This window comes from Actibacterium mucosum KCTC 23349 (assembly GCF_000647975.1).
Lineage (GTDB): Bacteria > Pseudomonadota > Alphaproteobacteria > Rhodobacterales > Rhodobacteraceae > Actibacterium > Actibacterium mucosum.
The window spans coordinates 185,673-207,809 of sequence record NZ_JFKE01000003.1 but is presented as its reverse complement, the minus strand read 5'-3'; the positions used below and the strand labels follow the sequence as shown (position 1 = coordinate 207,809).

General features: G+C 61.5%; 26 protein-coding genes. 9 read left to right on the top strand and 17 right to left on the bottom strand.

The genetic code is table 11. The features are described from left to right. Positions 1-65 precede the first annotated feature (65 nt). The 11 genes from ACMU_RS07605 to ACMU_RS07555 form a co-directional block, all read right to left on the bottom strand. Positions 66-884: a metal ABC transporter permease gene (locus tag ACMU_RS07605; protein ID WP_035258073.1), complete on the bottom strand. Its 819-nt coding sequence runs from the start codon at positions 882-884 to the stop codon at positions 66-68. Next, the gene (locus tag ACMU_RS07600) at positions 881-1,732 is read right to left on the bottom strand and encodes a metal ABC transporter permease (protein ID WP_035258072.1); all 852 of its coding nucleotides are present in this window, start codon (positions 1,730-1,732) and stop codon (positions 881-883) included. The genes ACMU_RS07605 and ACMU_RS07600 overlap by 4 nt, the downstream gene beginning before the upstream one ends. Further along, positions 1,719-2,600 carry a manganese/iron ABC transporter ATP-binding protein gene (locus ACMU_RS07595; protein WP_328286655.1) on the bottom strand — a complete coding sequence of 294 codons (882 nt, stop codon included), beginning with the start codon at positions 2,598-2,600 and terminating at the stop codon, positions 1,719-1,721. Before ACMU_RS07595 ends, ACMU_RS07600 begins: the two co-directional genes overlap by 14 nt. A gap of 2 nt (positions 2,601-2,602) precedes the next feature. Beyond that, on the bottom strand, positions 2,603-3,490 hold the full coding sequence (locus ACMU_RS07590) for a metal ABC transporter substrate-binding protein (RefSeq protein ID WP_035258067.1): 888 nt from the start codon (positions 3,488-3,490) through the stop codon (positions 2,603-2,605). A 97-nt stretch (positions 3,491-3,587) separates the two neighbouring features. Next, positions 3,588-4,175 (bottom strand): TetR/AcrR family transcriptional regulator, encoded by a 588-nt coding sequence (locus tag ACMU_RS07585; RefSeq protein WP_161635645.1) that lies wholly within the window; start codon positions 4,173-4,175, stop codon positions 3,588-3,590. 83 nt (positions 4,176-4,258) lie between these two features. Continuing rightward, a complete protein-coding gene (locus ACMU_RS07580) occupies positions 4,259-4,954 on the bottom strand; it encodes an alpha/beta fold hydrolase (protein ID WP_035258062.1) in 696 nt (231 codons plus the stop codon). Then, positions 4,951-5,727, bottom strand: coding sequence for an alpha/beta fold hydrolase (locus ACMU_RS07575; protein ID WP_035258061.1), 777 nt, complete (start codon positions 5,725-5,727; stop codon positions 4,951-4,953). The genes ACMU_RS07580 and ACMU_RS07575 overlap by 4 nt, the downstream gene beginning before the upstream one ends. Beyond that, positions 5,724-6,902, bottom strand: coding sequence for an endonuclease/exonuclease/phosphatase family protein (locus ACMU_RS07570; protein ID WP_035258058.1), 1,179 nt, complete (start codon positions 6,900-6,902; stop codon positions 5,724-5,726). Before ACMU_RS07570 ends, ACMU_RS07575 begins: the two co-directional genes overlap by 4 nt. Further along, positions 6,903-7,862 (bottom strand): threonine ammonia-lyase, encoded by a 960-nt coding sequence (locus tag ACMU_RS07565; RefSeq protein WP_035258057.1) that lies wholly within the window; start codon positions 7,860-7,862, stop codon positions 6,903-6,905. Further along, complete coding sequence (locus ACMU_RS07560) at positions 7,859-8,680, bottom strand: alpha/beta fold hydrolase (RefSeq protein ID WP_161635644.1); 822 nt, start codon at positions 8,678-8,680, stop codon at positions 7,859-7,861. Before ACMU_RS07560 ends, ACMU_RS07565 begins: the two co-directional genes overlap by 4 nt. Then, on the bottom strand, positions 8,677-9,363 hold the full coding sequence (locus tag ACMU_RS07555) for a haloacid dehalogenase type II (RefSeq protein ID WP_035258054.1): 687 nt from the start codon (positions 9,361-9,363) through the stop codon (positions 8,677-8,679). The genes ACMU_RS07560 and ACMU_RS07555 overlap by 4 nt, the downstream gene beginning before the upstream one ends. Positions 9,364-9,542: 179 nt before the next feature. On the opposite strand from ACMU_RS07555, the gene ACMU_RS07550 reads away from it, so the two are divergent. From ACMU_RS07550 to ACMU_RS18705, 3 genes are all read left to right on the top strand, one after another. Next, positions 9,543-9,971, top strand: coding sequence for an FKBP-type peptidyl-prolyl cis-trans isomerase (locus tag ACMU_RS07550; RefSeq protein ID WP_035258053.1), 429 nt, complete (start codon positions 9,543-9,545; stop codon positions 9,969-9,971). 24 nt (positions 9,972-9,995) lie between these two features. After that, a complete protein-coding gene (locus ACMU_RS19430; RefSeq protein WP_161635643.1) occupies positions 9,996-10,133 on the top strand; it encodes a hypothetical protein in 138 nt (45 codons plus the stop codon). A 99-nt stretch (positions 10,134-10,232) separates the two neighbouring features. Beyond that, on the top strand, positions 10,233-10,496 hold the full coding sequence (locus tag ACMU_RS18705) for a cupin domain-containing protein (RefSeq protein ID WP_152544552.1): 264 nt from the start codon (positions 10,233-10,235) through the stop codon (positions 10,494-10,496). 21 nt (positions 10,497-10,517) lie between these two features. On the opposite strand, the gene ACMU_RS07540 is transcribed toward ACMU_RS18705, so the two are convergent. The 4 genes from ACMU_RS07540 to fabA form a co-directional block, all read right to left on the bottom strand. Continuing rightward, complete coding sequence (locus tag ACMU_RS07540; RefSeq protein ID WP_035258052.1) at positions 10,518-11,306, bottom strand: enoyl-ACP reductase FabI; 789 nt, start codon at positions 11,304-11,306, stop codon at positions 10,518-10,520. A gap of 7 nt (positions 11,307-11,313) precedes the next feature. Continuing rightward, positions 11,314-12,540 (bottom strand): beta-ketoacyl-ACP synthase I, encoded by a 1,227-nt coding sequence (gene fabB / locus ACMU_RS07535; RefSeq protein WP_035258050.1) that lies wholly within the window; start codon positions 12,538-12,540, stop codon positions 11,314-11,316. 129 nt (positions 12,541-12,669) lie between these two features. Next, entirely contained in the window at positions 12,670-13,143 is a 474-nt protein-coding gene (locus ACMU_RS07530; protein ID WP_035258048.1) for a hypothetical protein, read from the bottom strand. 138 nt (positions 13,144-13,281) lie between these two features. Next, positions 13,282-13,791 carry a bifunctional 3-hydroxydecanoyl-ACP dehydratase/trans-2-decenoyl-ACP isomerase gene (gene fabA / locus ACMU_RS07525; RefSeq protein ID WP_035258045.1) on the bottom strand — a complete coding sequence of 170 codons (510 nt, stop codon included), beginning with the start codon at positions 13,789-13,791 and terminating at the stop codon, positions 13,282-13,284. 168 nt (positions 13,792-13,959) lie between these two features. Between fabA and irrA the strand changes: the two genes are divergently transcribed. Further along, positions 13,960-14,379, top strand: a complete 420-nt coding sequence (gene irrA, locus ACMU_RS07520) for an iron response transcriptional regulator IrrA (protein WP_035258042.1) — start codon at positions 13,960-13,962, stop codon at positions 14,377-14,379. 22 nt (positions 14,380-14,401) lie between these two features. Here the strand turns inward: irrA and ACMU_RS18700 are convergent, their stop codons facing one another. Next, positions 14,402-15,691, bottom strand: coding sequence for a vWA domain-containing protein (locus ACMU_RS18700; protein ID WP_161635642.1), 1,290 nt, complete (start codon positions 15,689-15,691; stop codon positions 14,402-14,404). Between the two features lie 91 nt (positions 15,692-15,782). Between ACMU_RS18700 and ACMU_RS07510 the strand changes: the two genes are divergently transcribed. Both ACMU_RS07510 and ACMU_RS07505 read left to right on the top strand, forming a co-directional pair. After that, positions 15,783-16,532, top strand: coding sequence for a DUF6502 family protein (locus tag ACMU_RS07510; RefSeq protein WP_152544551.1), 750 nt, complete (start codon positions 15,783-15,785; stop codon positions 16,530-16,532). After that, on the top strand, positions 16,529-16,744 hold the full coding sequence (locus ACMU_RS07505; protein WP_035258040.1) for a hypothetical protein: 216 nt from the start codon (positions 16,529-16,531) through the stop codon (positions 16,742-16,744). The genes ACMU_RS07510 and ACMU_RS07505 overlap by 4 nt, the downstream gene beginning before the upstream one ends. 4 nt (positions 16,745-16,748) lie before the next feature. Here ACMU_RS07505 and ACMU_RS07500 read toward each other — a convergent pair whose 3' ends face one another. After that, positions 16,749-17,612, bottom strand: a complete 864-nt coding sequence (locus tag ACMU_RS07500) for a glycosyltransferase family protein (RefSeq protein ID WP_035258037.1) — start codon at positions 17,610-17,612, stop codon at positions 16,749-16,751. 134 nt (positions 17,613-17,746) lie between these two features. Between ACMU_RS07500 and ACMU_RS07495 the strand changes: the two genes are divergently transcribed. The 3 genes from ACMU_RS07495 to miaB are packed head-to-tail and all read left to right on the top strand — an operon-like array spanning position 17,747 to position 21,922. Next, positions 17,747-20,134 carry a heavy metal translocating P-type ATPase gene (locus ACMU_RS07495; RefSeq protein ID WP_035258035.1) on the top strand — a complete coding sequence of 796 codons (2,388 nt, stop codon included), beginning with the start codon at positions 17,747-17,749 and terminating at the stop codon, positions 20,132-20,134. Beyond that, the gene (cueR, locus tag ACMU_RS07490) at positions 20,131-20,541 is read left to right on the top strand and encodes a Cu(I)-responsive transcriptional regulator (RefSeq protein ID WP_035258032.1); all 411 of its coding nucleotides are present in this window, start codon (positions 20,131-20,133) and stop codon (positions 20,539-20,541) included. Before ACMU_RS07495 ends, cueR begins: the two co-directional genes overlap by 4 nt. A 43-nt stretch (positions 20,542-20,584) precedes the next feature. Then, positions 20,585-21,922, top strand: a complete 1,338-nt coding sequence (gene miaB, locus ACMU_RS07485; RefSeq protein ID WP_035258030.1) for a tRNA (N6-isopentenyl adenosine(37)-C2)-methylthiotransferase MiaB — start codon at positions 20,585-20,587, stop codon at positions 21,920-21,922. Positions 21,923-22,137 lie beyond the last annotated feature (215 nt).

Here is a 22,137-nt window from a genome sequence, read left to right as displayed (position 1 = left end):
CGTTCTTCGCACCGCCCGCGCGAAGGGCCCGTCAGGGTCCGACAAGCGGTTGGAAGCCACTAACCTTAGGCTGCATGCGCACGGCTGCGTACGACAAATGCCAGGATGAAAAGAAGTGTCAGGATCAGGATGATCGTGGGTGCCGGTGCACTGTCGATCCAGAAACTCAGGTAGACACCACCAATGCCGGCCACAAGCGTCACCGCCACAGCCACCGCCATCATGGCGCCGAACCGCCGGGTCAGCAGGAAGGCAATTGCACCCGGTGCAATCAGCAACCCGATGGCCAGGATCAGCCCCACAGCTTTCAGCGTGGCCACAATGGTCAGGGACAACACCGCCAGCAATCCGTAATGCAGCAGCTGCGTTGGCAGACCAATGGCGCGCGCCTGCGCCGGGTCAAACGCGTGCAGCAGCAAGTCGCGCCAGAAGACCAGCAACACAGCTGTAACGCCACCCGCCACCAGCCCGGCCGTCAACAGATCCACCGAGCCAACACCCAGAATGTTGCCAAACAGGATATGGTCCAAATGTACATTGGTCTGAATCTTGGTGTAAAGCACCAAACCAAACCCAAACATGCCGGCAAAGACCACCCCCATCACGGTGTCCTGCTTGATCCGGCTGTGATCTTTCAGATACCCCACCGACAGCGCGCAAAACATCCCTGCACAAAACGCGCCGATGATTAGCGGGATGCCGACGATATAGGCCACCACGATCCCCGGCAACACCGCGTGGCTGATGGCGTCGCCCATCAGTGACCAGCCCTTTAGCACCATGAAACAGGACAGCATCGCACATGGCACGGCAATCAGCGCCGCCACCAGAAAAGCGTTTTGCATGAACGGAAACTGAAACGGCAGAAGGATCGTCTCCATCATCGCCCCCGCAGCGCCGCGGCGGCCTTGCGGCGGGCCGCCAGCAACCCGTGTTTGGGGGCGAACACAAAGACAATCAGGAAGATCAGTGTTTGCAGCGTGATGATGATCCCACCTGTCGCGCCATCCAGGAAATAACTGATATAGGCGCCAAAAAAGCTCGACAATACACCGATGGCGACCGAGATCATCAACAGTCGCGGAAACCGGTCTGCCAGCAGATAGGCCGTGGCCCCCGGCGTCACCACCATCGCGATTACCAGAAACGCGCCCACTGTCTGCAACGCCGCCACGCAGCTGGCCGACAGCAGCACAAAGAACAAAAACCGCAACCGCGCCGGGTTTAACCCGATGGACCGCGCGTGGTTTTCATCAAAGAACGCCACCATCAGGTCTTTCCACTTCACCAGCAGCACCGCCAGCGACCCGAACCCGATGATCGCCAGTTGCAGCGTATCGCCCGGCGTGATCGCCAGGATATTGCCCAGGATGATCGTCTGCACGTCCACCGGCACCGGCGATACCGACACCATAAAAAGACCCAGCCCGAAAAACCCGGTGAAGATGATGCCAATGATGGCGTCTTCCTTCAGCCCGGTGCGCTGGTTCAAAAACAGCATCGCGCCGGCCGCCAGCCCGCCCGACAGGAACGCGCCCAACGCAAAGGGCAGGCCCAGCATATAAGCCCCCGCGACGCCAGGTACGATGGAATGGCTCAGCGCGTCACCGATCAGCGACCAGCCTTTCAGCATCAGATAGGCCGACAGAAACGCGCAGACCCCACCCACCAAGGCGCTGACCCACATCGCGTTGGTCATATAGCCATAGGTAAAGGGTTCAAGCAGCGTCATCTTCGCCCGCCGCCGTCTTGGTCTTGTCGTCATACATGACCACCGGGCGCTCGTCATCGGTCAGGATGGTGACCGCGCGCGCGTCGTCATCGTCATGCAGATCCTGCCCGCCCAGAACGAAGTGCCGCAGCACGCCGCCAAAAGCCAGCTCCAGGTTCTCGCGGGTAAAGACCTGCGGCGTGGGGCCGTAATTCAGCACCGTGCCTTTGACCAGAACCGTCTGGTCGCAGAACTCAGGGACCGAGCCCAGATTGTGCGTGCTGACCAGCATCACCCGCCCCTCGTCACGCAGCTCGCGCAGCAGGGCGGTGATGGCGTCTTCGGTTTGGACGTCCACACCGGTGAACGGCTCGTCCAGCAGGATCACCTGCCCGTCCTGTGCCAGGGCGCGGGCCAGAAACACCCGCTTGCGCTGCCCGCCCGACAGCTCGCCGATCTGGCGATGGCGGAAATCGGCCATGCCGACCCGGTCCAGCGCCTCGGCCACCGCCTTGCGATCCGCCGCCGAGGGGATGCGCAGCAGCCCCATGCGGCCATAGCGGCCCATCATCACCACATCTTCGACCAGAACCGGGAAGGACCAGTCGACCTCTTCGGCTTGCGGCACATAAGCCACCAGCCCGGATTTTAATGCCTGCCGCACCGATTGGCCCAGCACGCGAATGTCACCGGCGGCCAAGGGCAAAAACCCCATGATGGCCTTGAACAATGTGGATTTGCCCGCCCCGTTCACCCCAACCAGCGCCGCGATGGCGCCTTTGGGCACGGCAAAACTGGCCGCATGCAGCGCGGTGACCCCGTTGCGGTAAGTCACGGTCACATCGCGGGCCCACAGGCCCGATTGTTCGAACGGGGGCAGGGGCGGCACCATCAGTTCACCGCAGCCGTCAGCCCCTGAGACACGGTTTGCGAGGTGACCCGCAGCAGGTCCAGATAGGTGGGCACCGGGCCGTCTGTTGACGACAAGCTGTCGACATAGAGCTCCCCCCCATAGGCCGCGCCGGTTTCGCGCGCCACCTGTTTGGCCGGGTCGGTGTTGACGGTGCTTTCACAGAACACCACGGGGATGTCGTTTTCGCGCACCGTGTCGATCACCTTGCGCACCTGCTGCGGTGTGCCGGTGGCGTCGGCGTTCATCGGCCACAGATACACCTCGGCCAGCCCAAAATCGCGCGCCAGATAGCTGAACGCGCCCTCACACGTCACCAGCCAGCGCTGCGCCTCGGGCACTTCGGCCACGGCGGCTTTCAGCGGGGCAATCGTATCGGCGATCTGCGCCTTGTAGGCGGCAGCATTTGCGGCGTAAACAGCGGCGTTTTCAGGGTCTTGGGCGGACATCGCGGCGGCGATGTTGTCCACATAAATCAGCGCGCTGTCCAGCGACATCCAGGCATGGGGATTGGGCTTGCCCTCGTAACTGCCCTCGGCGATGGGCATCGGCTCGATCCCGTCGCTGACAATGGCTGCAGGCACGTCGCGCAGATTGGCCAGGAACTGTTCGAACCACAGCTCCAGATTCATGCCATTCCACAGGATCAGGTCGGCGTCCTGCGCGCGAATCAGATCGCGTGGGGTGGGCTGATAGCCGTGGATCTCGGCCCCCGGCTTGGTGACCGAAACCACCTCGGCCGCGTCACCGGCTACGTTTTGCGCCATATCGGCCAGAACCGTGAAGGTTGTAACCACTTTCAACTTGTCGGCCACGGCCGGCGTGGCGACGCCCAAGGCCAGAGCCGCTGCGAATCCCACTGCGCGCATGACATTTCTCCTGTTCGAGTCTGAGGCAAATATGCCGCACGACTCGAAAGTGTCAATGCAAATGCGAATTATTCGCAATTAAGTTTTTGTGACGGCCTCAAACATGTTCGTTTGTGGAAACCATGGCGGTAACCGCGGCATTCAGATTACGGCGCAGGTCACCTTCGGGCAAAACCGGCAGCCGAGGGTCAAGTGACATGGCTGTAATGCCGTGGATCGTGGCGAACAGAACGCGCGCGCTGCGCAGGACCATCCGTGTTGAATACGCAGGCAGCAGTTCCGCCATCGGGTCGACAAAAATGTCGATGATTGGCGCAAGGGCGGCGTCGCCTTCACCTTCGGGCAGGCCGGTTTCGAATGCCATCTTCCAACGCGGCGTGTGGTCGGTGGCATATTGGGCATATGTCGCGGCAAGCGACTTAAGAACGTCCAGAGCACCGCCACGGCTGTCACCGACCTGCTGCATTGCAGAAAGAATCTGGTCGAAACTGCGTTGGTTCACCGCCGCGCCTACATCACCCAAATCACCGAAGATCGTGTAGATGCTGCCCAAGGCACAACCCGCCTCGGACGCAAGATCGCGGGCCCTAAGCCCTGAAATTCCTTCGTTTTCTGCTTTGACTTCGGCAATTTCAATTACGCGGTCACGCAACGCAGCGCGTTTGGGGGGCAGGGTCTCTAACATGGTCACCTCCGTGCCTGTGCACCTCATACTCTCATGCTGCATTGCAGCATGTCAAGGAAGCAACACGCAATACGGGTAATCCCTTAGTGCAACTCTGTATGGATGCTCAAAAGGATGTCGGACAGCATTTGAGGGTGCGACAATTGCGGAAAATGACCCGTGGGTATCGGGATTGTCGTGCAGATCGGTGCGGCACCAGACATGGCGGCCTGTTTGGCGGGTGTGATCACGCGGTCGTTCAGGCATTGGACAAAGGTTTTCGGGATCAGTCGAAACCTTGGATCATGCATTGAAAACGGGTCAGTTTGCGGCCGGTTGGGTTGGGCACGCAACTGCGCAGCGGCCCAATCAACCAGATCCTGGGGGGCATCGTGCATAAGCTCACCCCCCGCCTTCGCGGCAATCAGTCGGGTGCTGTGTGCGTCCTCGACTTGAACCGAGTCGATCAGGCTGCGGCTGTCAGATTTCTTGATGTCGATCAGGCTCTGCCCATCTTCCGGCAAAAACGCGGCGACATAGACCATGTGCGGAAACCGCTCCGGATCCCGCGCCGCCGCAGCCGAGATGGCCATGCCGCCCATAGAATGACCAACAAGCAAATCGCCCTTTATCGTGGCATCCAAAATCGCGTTGGCATAGGCGTCCAACGTGATGTCAGCTGCAGGGCTGTCGGGCAGATCTATCGCCAGTACATCGTGCCCGGCCTGTCGCAACAGGGCAGGCACCCGGCCCCAATGCACCGCGCGGCACCACGCGCCATGCACCAGAACGAACCTCAATTCACATCCAGACCGCGGGTGAAATCGCGGATCAGCGTGGCATAGTCGTCGGGCTTTTCAACAAAGGGCAGATGGCCCGCACCACGCAGCAGTTCGAACCGGGCGTCTTCAATCAGCGCCGCCATCTCGCGGACCATGTCAGGAGGCGTAGAGCCGTCGATATCGCCGGCGACACACATCACCGGCAGGTTCAGCGTGGCGGTCTGCGTGTAAAAATCCGTGCCGGCGATGGCATGGGCACAACCGATGATCCCCTCGATCCGCTGTTGCAAAACGATCTTTTCTACCGCCCCGATATCCGCTTTGCGCCGCGCGAGAGGGCCGAACCAGCGTTCGAACGTGTCCTTGGCATATTGGTTGATATCGGCCTTCTGCATCTCGGCAATCCGCTTTTCCCACATGGTGCGAATGCCGATCCGCGGCGCAGTGTTCGACAGGATCAGTCCACGCAAAAGCTCGGGCCGTTTAAACGCCAAGCCTTGGGCAATCAGCCCCCCGATGGATACGCCCAGCAACACCGCATCGCGCAAGTTCAACTCAGCGAATACTTTTTCAGTGTCCGCGATCAGGGTGCCCATGCCATAAGGTGGCGGCGGGCATTCCGAACCGCCATGACCGCGCATATCGATCCGGATAATCCGCATATCGTCGGGCAACAGGGGCAACAGCCCGTCAAACACCCGCAAGTCGCTGCCCAGCGGGTGCAGCAACACCAAAGCCGGGCCGTCTTCGGGGCCGTCCTGACGCCAGTTGATGTGGATGCTTCCCCTCATCCCCGCAGCCGGAAATGCGCCATGATCTGTCCGTGATCCGAGGCCAGCTTGTTATACGGCGCTTCGGGGTGCGAACCATCGGTCAGGTGGTCGTTGAAGACCGAGAAATACTCCATCTCGCCAATTGCCCCGTCCCATTCGGGCAGGAAATGGCGTGACATCAGGATCTGGTCGATGGATTCGAACACGCCGCCAAAGGCCGCCGTATAGACCATGTCGCGTGACGATTTCCGCACAAACAGCTTTTCGGCCGAATGCAGGCGCATCGCCTCGACGCTTTCGGTGATCTGTTCGGCTTCTTCGCGGCTGTACCGGTCGGCCTGATGCGTGGCGTCGTGGCGGCGCATCCAGGCGTAGTTCTTGAACGGCACTTCGCCCGAGATGATCTCGGACGACACCGCATGTTCGCCATCGTTGAAATCACCCAGGACCAGCACCGGTCGCCCCTGTTTCAGTTCACCCAGGATCAGGTTCCGCAGGACCCATGCCTCGGCCATGCGGCGCACAGCGGCACGCAGTGAACCCATCGCGCGGCCCGCCGCGTCATAGGACAGCAGGTTCGCCTCGGGTGCAAAATCCGCGTCATCGGGCCGGACAAATTCGCCAAGTTTTGATTTCAGGTGGCAGTTGAAGACCGTGATCACCCGGTCCCCTACAGGCACGCGGGCCTTAAGGATCGGGCGGGAAACGCGCGGCAGGCTATAGCCACCTTCCTGCCCCGGAAAGGGGATTTGCAGTGGCGGATCAAGATCCTGCACGATCTCCGGCGGCTCGGCAAAGCCAAAGCGCGAGAGGATCGCAAGGCCGGGGCGCCGCTCGCCCGGTTCACCGTCCGAGGCATTGGGCGCAAATGCCAGCGCCGCGTCCTTGTAGCTGTCGGTTGCCAGCTTGCGAAAAATTGCCTTGCGGGCGTACCGTTTGGACCGGTCCGGAACCGAGGCCGCGTTCAGTGCAGCACCACGCGCGTCGGCCTCGTCCACCACGTCGCGCAACGCCTCTTCCTCGAAGATCTCCTGAAAACAGACGATATCAGCGTTCAGGGTCAGCACCTGATCGGCCAGCCAATCCTGTTTCCACGCGTATTCTTCGGGCGTGTATTTCTCGAACCGGTAATACTCCTTGTCGGCCCCGATCAGGTTTTTGACGTTGAAACTGGCGATCGTGAATTCGGTCATCTATCCGTATCTCTGCAAGGTTTCGGCAAACAGGGTTGGGTCGACGTTACCGCCCGATACGACGGCCGTCACGGTCGGACCTTCAACTTTGTCGGCGTGAAACAGGGCCGCTGCCAGCGCCACGGCCCCGCCCGGTTCTGCCACGACTTTCAGATGCTGCCATGCCAAAACCATGGCCCGGCAGGCCTCTTGTTCGGTGACCACCAAGCCCGGGCCGCATAGGCGTTGGATAATCGGAAAGGTGATCTCGCCCGGTTGCGGTGTCAGAATGGCATCGCAAATGTTACCGGTCCCGGTGTCGTTCTTTTCGATGACCCCAGAAATCATCGAGCGCGCCATGTCGTCGAACCCAACCGGTTCAACCGGCCGCACCCGCATCTTCGGGGCCGTTTCAGCAAGCGCCAGCGCGATCCCGGCCGTCAGCCCGCCACCCCCGCAGCACACCAAAACGTCGCCGTCCTGTGACTGTTCCGCGATTTCCAGCCCAACCGTCCCCTGACCTGCAATCACCAGCGGCTCGTCAAAGGGTTTGATCAGCGTAAGCCCCCGCTCGCGTGCCAGCGCTTCGCCCACGGCTTCGCGGCTTTCGCCGCCGGGGCGGTCATACAGCACCACCTCGGCGCCATAGCCTTTGGTGTTGGCGATCTTCAGCGCCGGCGCGTCGTTGGGCATGACGATAACAGCGGGGATCGCATGTTCACGCGCAGCCAGCGCAATCCCCTGCGCGTGATTGCCCGAGGAAAAGGCAATCACACCGCGTGCACGCGTTTCCGGCGACAGGGCCGATATGGCCGACCAAGCCCCACGGAACTTGAATGACCCTGTGCGTTGCAGGCATTCAGGTTTTACCATCAGCTTGCGGCCTGCGATCTCGTCCAGAAAGGGCGAAGACAGGATCGGCGTTTGACGTGCATGACCGTCCAAACGTCCGGCTGCGGCTTTGATCATCTCGAAATTCATACTACCGCCATAAAATCGTTGATTACCTGCAGCGCCTCGGGTTCGTCCAGGAACGGCACATGGCCGCGATCCGGCACGTCGGCCCAGTTAAGGTCAGGGCGCAGGCCCTTCATTTTCAGTGCAGTTTCCCGCGACATCAGGTCAGACCCCGCACCGCGGATCAGTCCCACCGGCTTGCCATTCAGCGCCTCGAAGAACGGCCATGCTTCGGGCATGGGCACCACAAAGGCCTCAAGAAACGCATCTCGCAGGGCCGGATCATAGTTGATGCGCAGGCCGTCACTCTCTTCCCGGAAATGGGTGCGGGCTTCCTGCACCCATCGATCGGGTGCGACATTGGCAAATCCATACGCGCCCTTTTCCAAATGGGCCGCCGCGGTGTCGAAGCTGGGCAAGCCCGGGTTGACACCGACATAGTCGCGGATGCGCTCCAAACCTTCGGGCTCGATCACCGGGCCGATGTCGTTCATGCACAACCCGGCCACAACATCGGGCACCGTCAGTGCCAGTCCCAAGCCGATCAACCCGCCGCGCGAGGTGCCAAGGATCGGCACCGAACCAAGACCCAGATGCGCAAGCAACTGCACCACATCCGTGCCTTCGCGCTGCAAGGTGTATGTCTCTGCCCCGGTCCAGTCCGACTTGCCGCGCCCGCGATAATCCATGCATATCATTCGTATGCCGGGCAGATGCGGCCGCAGATACTGAAAATCATCCGAATTGCGCGACAAGCCGGAAAGGCACAGCAGAACCGGACCGTCGCCGGTATCGGTGAAATGAATGCGCGCGCCGTCATCGGCGTGGAAATGGGGCATCAAAGACGTCCTGCAAGTTCGGGGATGGTGGTCAGGTCGGTCAGGATATTGGGCGGGGTCCATGGCAGCCGGTCCACCGGTTCGCCGGCGCGGTTCACCCAGACGGTCTGAAACCCATACCCCGTAGCCCCCGCGGCGTCCCAACCGTTGGACGAGACAAACAGCACCTGATCGGGCGTGCCGCCAAAGCGTTTGCAAACAAGGTCATAGACCGATTTGTGCGGTTTGAAGACGCCAACGCTTTCGACGGACAACACATCGTCTAACACGTCGCCAACCCCCGCCGATTGCACCGCCCCGTCCAGCATCGCGGGCGATCCGTTCGACAAGATGCCGGTCTGCATCCCCGCCGCCTTCAGCGCGGCCAGCATCGCGGGCACCTCGGCATAAGCCGACAGTTCCCAATAGAGGTCCAGCAGGCGCTGACGCAGATGGTCGTCTGAAAGGCCCGCAGCCTCCATCGCCCAGTCCAGCCCGTTTTGCGTGACCTCCCAGAAATCGCAATGAGCATTGGCCACGGCCCGCAGCCACGTGTATTGCAATTGCTTGAGCCGCCAGTCATTGGCCAGCTTCGGCCAGATCCCGGCCAGCGCTTCGTTGCCGGGTTCGGCGGCGGCCTCGCGCGCGGCGGCGGCCACGTCGAACAGCGTGCCGTAGGCGTCAAAAATACAGGTCTTGATCGTCATGGCGGTCCTCCACTTCGTTGCGACACTGGCACAGCCGGGGGCAGGGGAAAAGACTACGTTTGTACCGATTCAGCTGTATCGGTTTACATCTGTGATCAGTGCCCTAGATTGGCCCCCTGTTTCAGAGCTCTGCGCGGAATTCGGGTGGCCTCTGTCCCGCAACAAGGAAAGAGGGTTCCATGACCGAAGTGAAGTCCGGCGACAAGGTTGCCATTCATTACACCGGCACGCTGGCCGACGGCACCACATTCGACAGCTCGACCGGGCGCGATCCGCTGGAGTTTCAGGTGGGGTCGGGCCAGATCATCCCGGGTTTGGACAAGGCGCTGCCAGGCATGGCTGTCGGTGACAAGAAAGTGGTCGACGTGCCCGCCGACGAGGCCTATGGCACCCGCGACGACCGCGCGATTCAGCAGGTTGCGCGCGCCGAAGTGCCCGACGACATCCCCACCGATCTTGGCACCAAGCTGCAGATGCAATCGCCCACCGGGCAGGTCATGGTGGTGACCATCACCGAGGTGACCGACGAGCACATCACGCTGGACGCCAATCACGAGCTGGCTGGCAAAGACCTGACCTTTGCGATCGAGCTGGTGTCGATCGGCTGACGGTCGCCAGAACACGGGGACATGATGGCAGGGCCCGAGACCTATTATTCCGAACCGGCGGGGCGGGCGCCCAATAACCCGCTTGCGCTGCTGGTCTATCGCAATGCAGTGCCCGGGGGTGGTGCGGCCGCGTTTTATCGGCAGTTTCAGTCGCAGGGGTAGGGGCATAACTGGTGTATTGCCGGACTGTTCACCTATGCGCATTTCCATTCGTCCACGCATGAATGCCTTGGCTGCGCCGCCGGTTGGATCGACATTTTGGTGTTCGGTGAAGGCGGCACCACGATCCGCCTGGAAACTGGCGATGCGGCGGTTTTACCGGCAGGTGTGTCGCATCAGATGGTGGCCATGTCCGACGATAACCTTGTGGTCGGCGGCTATCCGGGCGAGGGCAATTGGGACAATATGCGCGTGGCCGAGATTTCCGCGCAGGCATACGACGACGCCGTAGAACGCATTGCCGCGCTGCCGGTGCCCGCGCGCGACCCGGTGACCGGCGGGCCGATGGGGCTGTGGTCGGCGTAACCGGGCCGCGGCGGCGGCGGGTTACAGGTTCTCCGGCTGTGGCATGCCCAGAACGTGGATGCCGCCGTCAACCGTGATGATCTCGCCCGTGGTGCACAGCCCGTGGTCGCAGGCCAGATACACCGCCGTCCCGCCGATGCTTTCCAGCGTGGCGTTGTCGCGCAGCGGGGCGTTGGCGGCGGTATAGCGAAAGGTTTTGCGCGCCCCGCCGATGGCCGCCCCGGCAAGGGTTTTCATCGGGCCGGGCGAAATCGCGTTCACGCGGATACCCTCGGGGCCCAGATCGTTGGCCAGATAGCGCACCGCGCTTTCCAGCGCCGCCTTGGCCACGCCCATCACGTTATAATGCGGCGCCACGCGGTTGGACCCGGCATAAGTCAGCGTGGTGATCGACCCGCCATCGGTCATCAGCGGCCGCGCCCGGCGCGCCACATCCACCAGCGAATAGCACGAGATCGTCAGCGAATTGCGGAAGTTGTCGCGCGAGGTGTCGATGAACCGCCCGGCCAGCTCGTTCTTGTCGGAATAGGCGATGGCGTGGATCAGGAAATCCAGCTTGCCCCAGCGCGCCTCGATCTGCTCAAACGCCGCGTCCAGTGACGCGTCATCGTTCACGTCAACATCCAGCAGGAAGTCTGATCCCAGCGTCTCTGCCAAGGGTGCCACGCGCTTGCCAAACGCCTCGCCTTGATACGAAAAGGCCAGCTCGGCCCCCTCGGCGTGCAGCGCCTTGGCGATGCCCCAGGCGATGGACCGGTCATTGGCCACACCCATCACGAGGCCCCGTTTTCCTGTCATCAAATCAGGCATCTGGAACTCACCCGTGGAATTTGCTCAGAACCAAGGTCGCGTTGGTGCCGCCAAAGCCAAAGCTGTTGGACAGAACCGTATCGAGGCTGACATTGTCGCGGCGTTGGGTCACGATTTCGTCGGGGTGCAACGCGGGGTCCAGCTCGGTCACGTTGGCCGATGCGGCGATGAAATCACCCTGCATCATCAGAATGCTGTAAATGGTTTCGTGCACACCGGTCGCGCCCAGCGAATGGCCGGTCAGCGATTTGGTGGACGAGATCGGGGGCGTGGACCCTTCGCCAAAGACGCGGCGCACGGCCTCAACCTCGGTCACGTCGCCCGCGGGCGTCGAGGTGCCGTGGGCGTTGATGTAATCCACCTTGCGGTCGCCCAGATCCTTGATGGCCAGACGCATCGACCGCTCGCCACCCTCGCCCGACGGGGCCACCATGTCGTGGCCGTCCGACGTGGCGCCGTACCCGGTCACCTCGGCGTAAATCTTGGCACCGCGGGCCTTGGCGCGTTCCAGTTCCTCCAGAACCACAACCCCGCCGCCACCGGCAATCACGAACCCGTCGCGGGCCGCGTCAAAGGCGCGCGAGGCCAGTTCCGGCGTGTCATTATACTTGCTGGACATCGCGTTCATCGCATCAAACAGGCACGACAGGGTCCAGTCGACCTCTTCCCCGCCACCGGCAAAGACAATGTCCTGTTTGCCCATCTGGATCTGCTCAACCCCGTTGCCGATGCAATGCGCACTGGTCGAACAGGCCGAGGTGATCGAATAGTTCACGCCCTTGATCTTGAACGGCGTTGCCAGGCAGGCCGAGTTGGTCGACGACATGCAGCGCGTCACCATATAGGGGCCCATGCGCTTGGGCGCGCCTTTCTTTTTCACCGTGTCAAAGGCGGTAAAGAAATTCGAGGTCGACGGCCCGCCCGATCCCATGATCAGGCCCGACATCTCGTTCGAAACCTCGTTCTCTTCCAAGCCGCTATCGGCAATGGCCTGTTCCATCGCGATATAATTATACGCCGCGCCGGGGCCCATGAACCGCAGCTGCCGCTTGTCGATCTCGGCCGCCAGGTCGATCTGCGGAATACCCGCCACCTGGCTGCGGAACCCGTTCTCGGCATAAACCGGTTCGGTCACAATGCCCGAGCGCCCGTCGCGCAGGCTGGCCTCGACCTCGGCCACGTTATTGCCAATGGGCGACACGATGCCGATCCCGGTAATCACAACACGGCGCATGCCTGCACTCCCTTCGTTTTCTAAGCCCTTACTAGGCGATGGAATAAAGGGGTGCAAGCGCACTTGGTCAAAGGGCAAACGCGCGCGAAAGGCATTGTTTCGTTGGAGCGCTGACTTACGGATGGCTGCTCAATCGTGGCAAATGGTAATCTCGTCCACGTCGTCAATCCCCGTGCCGCCATTGGGGTCAGGGATGACCAAAAACGTTTTGTATTTCAGCAATTCAATACAGAATTCGGCGTTCGATCCCACGGTGCGGACTTCACGATAGGTAGCCTTGAAAGGCGTGCGTTTTGGCTCGTGTTGGTGGGCAAGCACGTGACATAGCACTCCAAAAAAGTCCGAATTGGTATGCGTCACGCAAATGCTGGGGATATCCGCATGCTCTTTCGGATCAAAGGTTTCGTGCGCCTCAACATCAAGACCTGCTGCGCAAAAAATAGTGGAAAAGAACAGTGTTTTTAGATGTTTGACCATTTCTAGGCCCTCCCGGTGATCATTAAAACTGGCGGTTCGCAAATAAAAAATGCCAATCAGCCATTCGTAGGCATTTTTGACACCCGCAGCAACTCTGGATTGATATTGAGGGTTTCGCCATTGCATGCAGAAGCGCCCGATCCCATGCTTGAAGCGGGGTGTTTAGCCCAAGTGGGCGAATGATCTGAAATTCCGGAAGTTTCGCGGCGTCTGACGGTGTCACCACGTTGCAATCGTGCCCGCGGCTGCCGTTTGCCGCGGAGGTCAGCTCTCCGACAGAGCGACCTTCATGTCCTTCACCTGATAGATCACCTCGCCATCGGCCTCAACCCGGCCGTCGGCCACGCCCATGGTCAGGCGACGTGTTTGCACCGCTTTGGTGAAATTCACGTAATAGGTCAGCATCTTGCGATCGGGGCGGACCATTCCGGTCAACTTAACCTCGCCCACACCCAGCGCATAACCGCGCCCCTTCCAGCCGCGCCAGCCCAGGTTGAACCCGGTCAATTGCCACAGCCCGTCCAGGCCAAGACATCCGGGCATGATCGGGTTGCCGGGAAAGTGGCAGTCAAAGAACCACAGGTCGGGCACGATATCGAACTCGGCCACCACGTGGCCCTTGCCATGTTCCCCGCCGTCGCCCGAAATGTCGGTGATCCGGTCCATCATAAGCATCGGCGGCGCCGGCAGCTGTGCATTCCCCGGACCAAACAGTTCCCCGCGGGCGCATTTCAGCAGCGCCTCTTTGTCAAAGCTTGTGGGGTACTGGGTCATGTAGCGGCGCCTCTTATATAGGGTCTGGACTAGGTTTGACGACATGTATCACCGGGCTTTGCAGCGTTGCAAGGGGCGGTGCGACACTGGGGCGCGCAGGTTTTTGATTTGAAATCGACCCGTTGCCGGTTTTATATATGGGTTGCACCATAAGGTAGGCTTAACTGGATGACACCTTCGCAGCTTGAAACCGGAACGCAATGGCTGGCGCAGGCCGGCTTGCGCCCCACGCGCCAACGCGTGGCTTTGGCGGCGTTGTTGGTGGGCGATGGTCGGCATCGGCATGTCACCGCCGAAAGCCTGTTTGCCTCGGCCAGCGAGATGGACGAGAAGGTGTCGCTGGCCACGGTCTATAATACGCTCAAAGCCTTTTGCGCCGTTGGTCTTATGCAAGAGGTGATGGTCGATGGTGCCAAAAGCTATTTCGACACCAATACCCATGATCACCCGCATTTCTTCTGGGAAGACGAGGGCCGTATTTCTGACGCGCCGTCTGATGCTGTGAAGATCACCGCGTTGCCCGACGCGCCAGAGGGGATGGAGATCGCCAAGGTTGATGTGGTGATCCGACTGCGCAGCAAGGCCTGACCCCACAACCGCCAACGCCCCATCAATCGCTGCATACGCCGCCCCGGTAGCTTCCGACGCTGCGAATGATGTCCGATGCAGGGGCCTCGTGGCGAATGCCGTCAAGCTCGGATCGCAGGACACGCGTGACCAACCCGCTGAGGTCCGTGACCCTATAGCAGCTGATCGAAGGCTCGGCATGGCCGTATCCCACACCGCTGTCGTCGGTCAGGAACAGGTAGCGCCCGCCAGTCTGCACCGCGGCCTGACGCATCAGGAACTCGGCCTCAATTCCCACGCCACTGGCTCCCAGACCAAACACCTGCACACCCTTCTTCGCCGCTGCCTGTGCTGCATGCAGATAGGCGCGCGCCTCGTGGTCATGCGGCGGCGCGTCGGCAATGTGGAACAGCAGGCGTTCCCCCTTGCCACGGCGCCAGTTCAGATCGACACCCGCTTGCAAACCGGCTGCTGCGGCCTCGGGATAGTCTCCGCCCCCGCTGGCCGTTTGTGCGCGCAGCCAGCCCACCATTTGCCTTTGGCTTTTGGTAAAGCCGAAATTGCGGACGGTATATGCGTCCTGCCGGTCACGATACACCACAAGTCCATAGCGAATATCGGCCTTGGGCGCCGCCTTTTGCGCGGTACGCACGATGCGTCTGAGATCCTTGGTCAGCCAGGCCAATTCGTCCCCCATAGAGCCGGTGGTGTCGACCACAAACAGCAGGTCGAGGAACTCTGGCGTCCAGCCCTGCGCATGCGGAATGCTCAATCGCTCGCGTGATCCGTTCAGCGTCACGATATGGGACTGTACCGCGCCCTGCTGTGCGTCGTCGAAGGTGCGGACTTCGACTTTCGACAAGTTGGTCTGGCCAAAAAGCGACGGAAAGACCGTGACGTAACCGCCCGGCGCGGCATAGCCGGAATAGAAGGGATCGGCAGCACCGGGTTTGCGCAACGTGACACGCGCACCCGGGGCCGGGCGACCATCGGGGCCTGTCAGTTGCAACAGGATCGGGCGGCGCAGATCGGCCAGTGGCAGGTTCAATTCCCGGCGGGCGCGACTGGCAAACCGGCCAAATGCGCCCAGGTTCAGCGTGTCGTCGATATCACCGGCGGTGATTACACCCGCGCGCGGGGCCGGGACGCGGCCTGTCGGGGGTTCCGGTTCAATTATGGCCAATTCGGGTTCAGCCAGAACGTCTTCGGCCACCACAACCGGGTTGGTCATCCCGGCGTTGATGGACGCGATGAGCGCTGGATCACAGGCCGCCAGCGCGGCAATTCCGGACAAGGCGGCCGCATGCGCGGGGCGGAAAAAGGACAGGGGCATTTTTGAGTCTCCAAAAAATGTGTAATTTGCACATTTATCGGGTCGCTTGATCGAGTCAAGAAAAATGTGCACATTGCACATTATGTTTGATATGCTCGATTCCCTTCTTGCGCCCTTTGCCCGGCTTATGGTCGCACGCGGCATTCCGTTTCCGGATCTCGCTGAACGGCTGAAAGCGCATTACGTCGAAGCGGCGCAGACGCTTTCCGAAGGCAAAGTGACCGACAGCAAACTGTCGGTCATGACCGGGCTGCAACGGCGTGATGTCGCCCGGCTGCGTGATTTTACCCCCAAACCGCAACGTTTGAACCACCTGTCGCGGCTTGTTGCGCTTTGGCAGACCGAGGCGGCTTACTTGTCGAATGGTCAGCCCCGCATCCTGCCGAAAAACGGCGCGGCGCCTTCGTTCGAAGACCTTGCCCGGTTTGTTCGGCGCGACGTGCACCCGCGCACGATGCTGGACGCGCTGGAGGCGGCGGGAACCGTGCGCGTGCATGCCGAAACCGGCGCGGTGGAACTGATCGAGGCGTCATTTCAGCCCGCCACGGGCTCTGACGACCAGATCGCCTATCTGGTGGCGAATGTGGGGGACCATCTGGATGCGGCCACTGATAATGTCACCACCAACCCCGCCCCGCATTTCGAACGCGCCGTGCATTATACCGGCCTGTCGGCAGATGACCTGGCGAAGCTTCAATCGATGCACCACACGGCCCAGATGAAACTGTTCCGGGATCTCAGTTCCCGCGCAGCAGAGATGAAAAAGACCACCAACCCCGACCATCCGCACCGGTTCCGTGCCGGCGCCTATTTCTATCATCCCAAGGGGGATCAAGAATGAACAAGAACCTTCGCGCAGGCTTGGCCATTGTCGGACTGGTCACCTTGTCCAATTGCGCCATAACCGATCCGGTCATCATGGCACCCGAGGCCGTGGTCGAAGAGCCGGTTCTGGTGGAAGAAGAGGTTCTGAACGCCCCCCACGACACCCCCGATTGCATCACGTCGGCAGATGGCGACGGTATCGGCGGCACCGGCTGCAGGGTAGACTAAGCGCCTAGAACCACTGTCCGGGCTCCATCAACCCGAGGTCCAGCAATTGTTGCGAATTCCACTCGAACCGGGTCGAATTGTGCCACTCGAAGGTTGAGATATCGAAGGTTGAGCCGGGGTTCAGTTTTAGCGCCTTGGCCGTGCGGAATGAACAGATCGCCGCCGTCAGGTTGTGATGCCACGGGCAGGAATACGTGTTGTACTCCTCGTCACTGAACGTGTAGTCGGGCCGCAATTGAAGACCCGCCTTGGCACGGAACAGCGCAATGCGATCGATCTTGCGGCGTTCCTTGGGAATGTGTTCTTCGAACCGCCAGCGCAGCCCGCCAAAAAAGTCCAGCTGCCGCTCGCGCGGGTGTTCGTTCTCGTCGGGGCGAGCCAGCGCGTAATAGCCGGATTTGTCCAACATCGCCTCTTCCAGTGAGACGGCCTGCGGGTACTGGGCCAGGTCGCCGGCATACAGATCGACCACATAGGTCAGCATCGCGTCGCGGCGTTCCTCGGTGTGAAAGGCCAGCATTTCGCCGATTGTGCGTGTCTCGCAAAACGGGAAGAACAGGTATTCTGCGTTATAGCAGTAGTATATCCACTGCCCTTCAGCGGCTGGAATGATCTGGTTCATGGCCCTGACAAGGGCCAGATCATTGAACACGGGCGTATCGATCCGGTGCACGCGCTCCGTCAGGTCCGATGGCAGCGCCAATTCGGGCGGCGCCAAGACCAGTACAGCCCGGAAACCCAGGTGCAGGTGATGGCGGACCGACGTATCGATCTCGATCTCGTCCTCGACGAAAATCACCGCAATGGGGCCCTTGGCCAGCGCGCCCACCCCATCCTTGAGGAAATGTTTCAGATCCCTGTAACGCATGATTTACCTAGTTTTCCGCCCGTTGCCCGGACCTTAGAGGATGATTTCTTCGCGGTCCATCATGCAGGCTTGACCTTCCAGCTGGTGGAACCCTTATGTGCCAGTAAAGTTAAGATTCCATTCCGGGAAATGCGATGTCCGTTGCAACAATAGAACTTTCGATACCGGCCATGCACTGCGCCGGATGCGCCGCAAAGGTGACGCGGGCCCTTGAGGCAACACCCGGTGCGTCTGACGTGTCTGTCAGCGCGATATCGCAGAGCGCGCGATTGAACGTCAAAGGCGATCCTCACACCGTTCTGCAAGCCCTGCAGGAAGTCGGATATCCCCCCGAATTGACCGAATTGCAGTTCCATGTTCCCTCGATGAGCTGTGGCAGCTGCGTTGCTCGCGTCGAAAAGGCCGTGGCCGAAGCGCCCGAGGTTCTGGATGCCCGCGCAATGCTGACCGATCATAGCCTGCATGTCACACTGACAAGCCCCGCCGCCGCGGCCGAGGTGGCGCGTCTGGCCGCACGTGCCGGATATCCGGTGACAGCACGCCCGGCCGGCACGCTGACCGCCACCCCGCGCGACGGGGCGCGAGCCTTGCTGGCCGGGCTGCTGACACTGCCCGTGTTTCTGGCCGAGATGGGGGGGCATCTTTGGGCCCCGTTGCACCACACGCTGATGTCGCTGGGCGCGGTGCCCTTCTGGGCGGCGCAGCTTGTGCTGATTGGCGCGGTCTTGGCTGGTCCGGGGCGCGGGCTGATGGTGAACGGCGTTCGTCGCCTTCTGCGCCGCAGCCCCGACATGGACAGCCTCGTGGCGCTGGGCGCTGGCGCGGCGTTCTTGTACTCCACCCTCGTTCTGTTGGCCCCAACCCTTTTTCCCGACACAGCCCGCGCAGTCTATTTCGAGGCCGCCGGTGTCATCGTCACCTTGATCCTGACCGGTCGCTGGCTGGAGGCGCGCGCCAAAACCCGGTCCGACAGCGCAATTCGCGCGCTGGTCGGGCTGCAACCGGATACCGCGCCGGTCTGGCGCGAAGGCCAGTTTGTGGAAACGGACCTTGCCGATGTCGCGCCGGGTGATCGCCTGCTGCTACCCCAGGGCGCGCGTGTCGCTGTGGACGGAGAAGTTATCGAAGGCACAGGGGCAGTGGATGAGGCCATGTTGACCGGCGAGCCCTTGCCCGTGACCAAAACCCCGGGCGACATCTTGTCGGCGGGCACGGTTAATGCTGGCGGTGTTCTAACCTATCGTGCAACCGCGGTCGGCGCGGATACCGCGTTGGCGCGGATCACCGCGATGGTGCGTGCCGCGCAGGCGTTGCGCCTGCCGGTGCAGGCTTTGGTTGACAGGATCGCCCTGTGGTTTGTTCCTGCGGTTTTGGCCCTGGCGACGCTGACCGTGATGGTTTGGCTGCTGTTGGGGGGCGCGGTGAACCAGGCGCTGGTGGCCGGGGTGTCGGTCCTGATCATCGCCTGTCCCTGCGCGATGGGGCTGGCGACGCCGGTCTCGATCGTTGTGGGCGTCGGTCGCGCGGCAGGGCAGGGGATCTTGTTCCGCCAGGGTGCGGCGTTACAGACGGTGGGGGATCTGGACATTGTCGCCTTCGACAAAACCGGCACGCTGACCGCCGGCAAGCCGGTGATGACGGACATTGCCCTTGGCCCTGGTATCAGCCGGCACGAGGCGCTGGCCATCGCCGCCGCGGTAGAGGCCGGGTCAACCCACCCGCTTGCGCAGGCACTGGTCGCGGCCGCGCCCGCAGCCTACACCCCCGCCACGGATATCCGCGAAACTGCGGGGCAAGGGGCCGAGGCTTTGGTCAACGGGCGCAAAGTCCTGATCGGCAAGCGCGACCTGCTGGCGCTGCATGGCGTTGCCACCGACATGCTGAACCCACCGGGCAGCGTGACGGCCAGCCTTGTGTACATGGCCGTTGACGAGGCCCTGAGCGCGATCTTTGCGTTCGAGGACCCGGTCAAACCGGAAGCCGCCCCTGCCATCGCCGCACTGCGCACCCAGGGCATTCAAACGCTGATGCTTTCGGGCGACCGGGCCGAGGCCGCCGATGCAGTGGGGGCGTCGCTGGGCATGGACCGGGTCGAGGCCGCTTTGTCCCCGGCCGAAAAGCTTTCGCATATTCATGCCCTGCAGAAACAAGGCCATCATGTGGGTTTCGTCGGGGATGGCATCAACGACGCCCCCGCATTGGCGGCGGCCGATGTGGGCTTTGCCATTGGCACCGGCACCGATGTGGCGATCGGCGCGGCCGATGTGGTGCTGATGTCGGGCGATCCGGGCCGGGTCGCGTCCGCGTTGTTCCTGTCACGCCGGGTCATGACCAATATCCGGCAGAACCTGTTTTGGGCCTTCGGCTACAATGTTGCACTGATTCCGGTCGCTGCAGGGGTGCTTTACCCCGTGACAGGCACGCTGTTGTCGCCCATGCTGGCGGCGGGCGCCATGGCGCTGTCCAGCCTCTTCGTGCTGGCCAACGCGCTCAGGCTGCGCCACGCCGGAGGGATCGCATGAACATCTCGCAAGCTGCCAAACGCGCGGGCGTACCCGCCAAGACCATTCGGTATTACGAGGATATCGGCCTGATCACGCCTGCCCGCGGGGCCAACGGGTATCGCGACTTTTCGGATCAAGACCTGCACCGGCTTGCCTTTCTGGCGCGCGCGCGGCGCCTAGGCTTTTCGATCGAACAATGCCGTGCCCTGCTGGAACTGTATGCCGATCGCAACCGTGCCAGCGCCGAGGTCAAGGCCGTCGCCCAGACCCATCTGGCCGAGATTGACGCCAAACTGGCCGAGATGCAGGCCATGCGCGCCACGCTTGCCGCGCTGGTGCATTCCTGCGCCGGTGACAACAGGCCCGATTGCCCGATCCTGTCTGACCTTGCGAGCGGCTCACAGACCATTGCGGCGCAGGGCTGAACCCTGTAAAGGGCAGGGCCAACCCCGCGACAGGACCTCGATCATGGCCGATACCAAAACCGCGCCGAAAAAGCTGTTTGTCAAAACCTATGGCTGTCAGATGAACGTCTATGACAGCGAACGCATGGCCGAAGCGCTGGGCGGGCAGGGGTATGTGGAAACACAAACCCCCGACGATGCCGACATGATCCTGCTGAACACCTGTCACATCCGCGAAAAGGCGGCGGAAAAGATCTATTCCGAGCTGGGGCGCTATAAGGGGCTGAAGGCGGCCAATCCTGATCTGAAGATCGGTGTTGCGGGATGCGTCGCGCAGGCCGAGGGTGAAGAGATCGTGAGCCGCCAGCCTATGGTGGATCTGGTGGTGGGTCCGCAAAGCTATCACCGCCTGCCCGAGATGGAGGCGAAAATCCGCGAAGGCAAACGCGCGCTGGACACTGACTTCCCCGAGGAAGACAAATTTGCCCACCTCAAATCCCGCCCCAAGGCCAAGCGCGGCCCGACGGCGTTTCTGACCGTGCAGGAGGGCTGTGACAAGTTCTGTGCCTTCTGCGTGGTGCCCTATACGCGCGGCGCCGAGGTCAGCCGCCCGGCTGACCGCGTGCTGGCCGAGGCCCGCGATCTGGTCGAACGCGGCGTGGCCGAGATCACCCTGCTGGGCCAGAATGTAAACGCCTATCACGGCGCGGCGGATGGGGGCGAATGGTCGCTCGCGCGCCTGATCCGCGAACTGGCCAAGGTGGATGGGCTGGAACGCATCCGCTATACCACCAGCCATCCCAACGACATGGATGATGACCTGATCGCCGCCCATGGCGAGGTGGACAAGCTGATGCCGTATCTGCACCTGCCGGTGCAATCGGGCAGCGACCGTATCCTGAAACGCATGAACCGCAGCCACACCGCCGAAAGCTATCTGAAGCTGATCGAGCGCATCCGCGCCGCGCGGCCCGATATCCTGCTGTCGGGCGATTTTATCGTGGGCTTCCCCGAGGAAACCGATGCCGATTTCGACGACACATTGGAACTGGTCCGGCAGGTCCGGTACGGCCAGTGCTATTCGTTCAAATACTCCACCCGCCCGGGAACCCCTGCGGCCGAGCGGTCGCAAGTGGACGCCGACGTGGCCAGTGACCGTTTGCAACGGTTGCAAGCGTTGCTGAACCAGCAACAAACCGAGATCCAACAAGCGATGGTTGGCAAGGAAGTTCAGGTGCTTATCGAACGTCCCGGACGTCTGGACGGGCAGTTGGTTGGCAAATCACAGCACCTGCACGCTGTGCATCTTGACGGTCCAATCAGCCTGAAAGGCCAGATTGTTCGCGCTCGGGTAACGGAAAGCTCCACGAATTCGCTGGCGGCCACGCTTCTGGAAGACTGATTTCCGGGGAGATGCCAACAAATGCGCCATGTGGCTGTGATTGTTGCCGCTTTGGACACAATATATAGATAAATTTCTTTTTTTTGTAACGAACTCTGGTACCCTCTCGGCATCTAGGGGGACTGTCCGCGCGTGTATCGCTGGCGGGGGTCTGCGATGTATGTAAGGGGCAAAACCGTGCTAAAGAATTTGTTTCCAAATCCGCGCCAATTGGT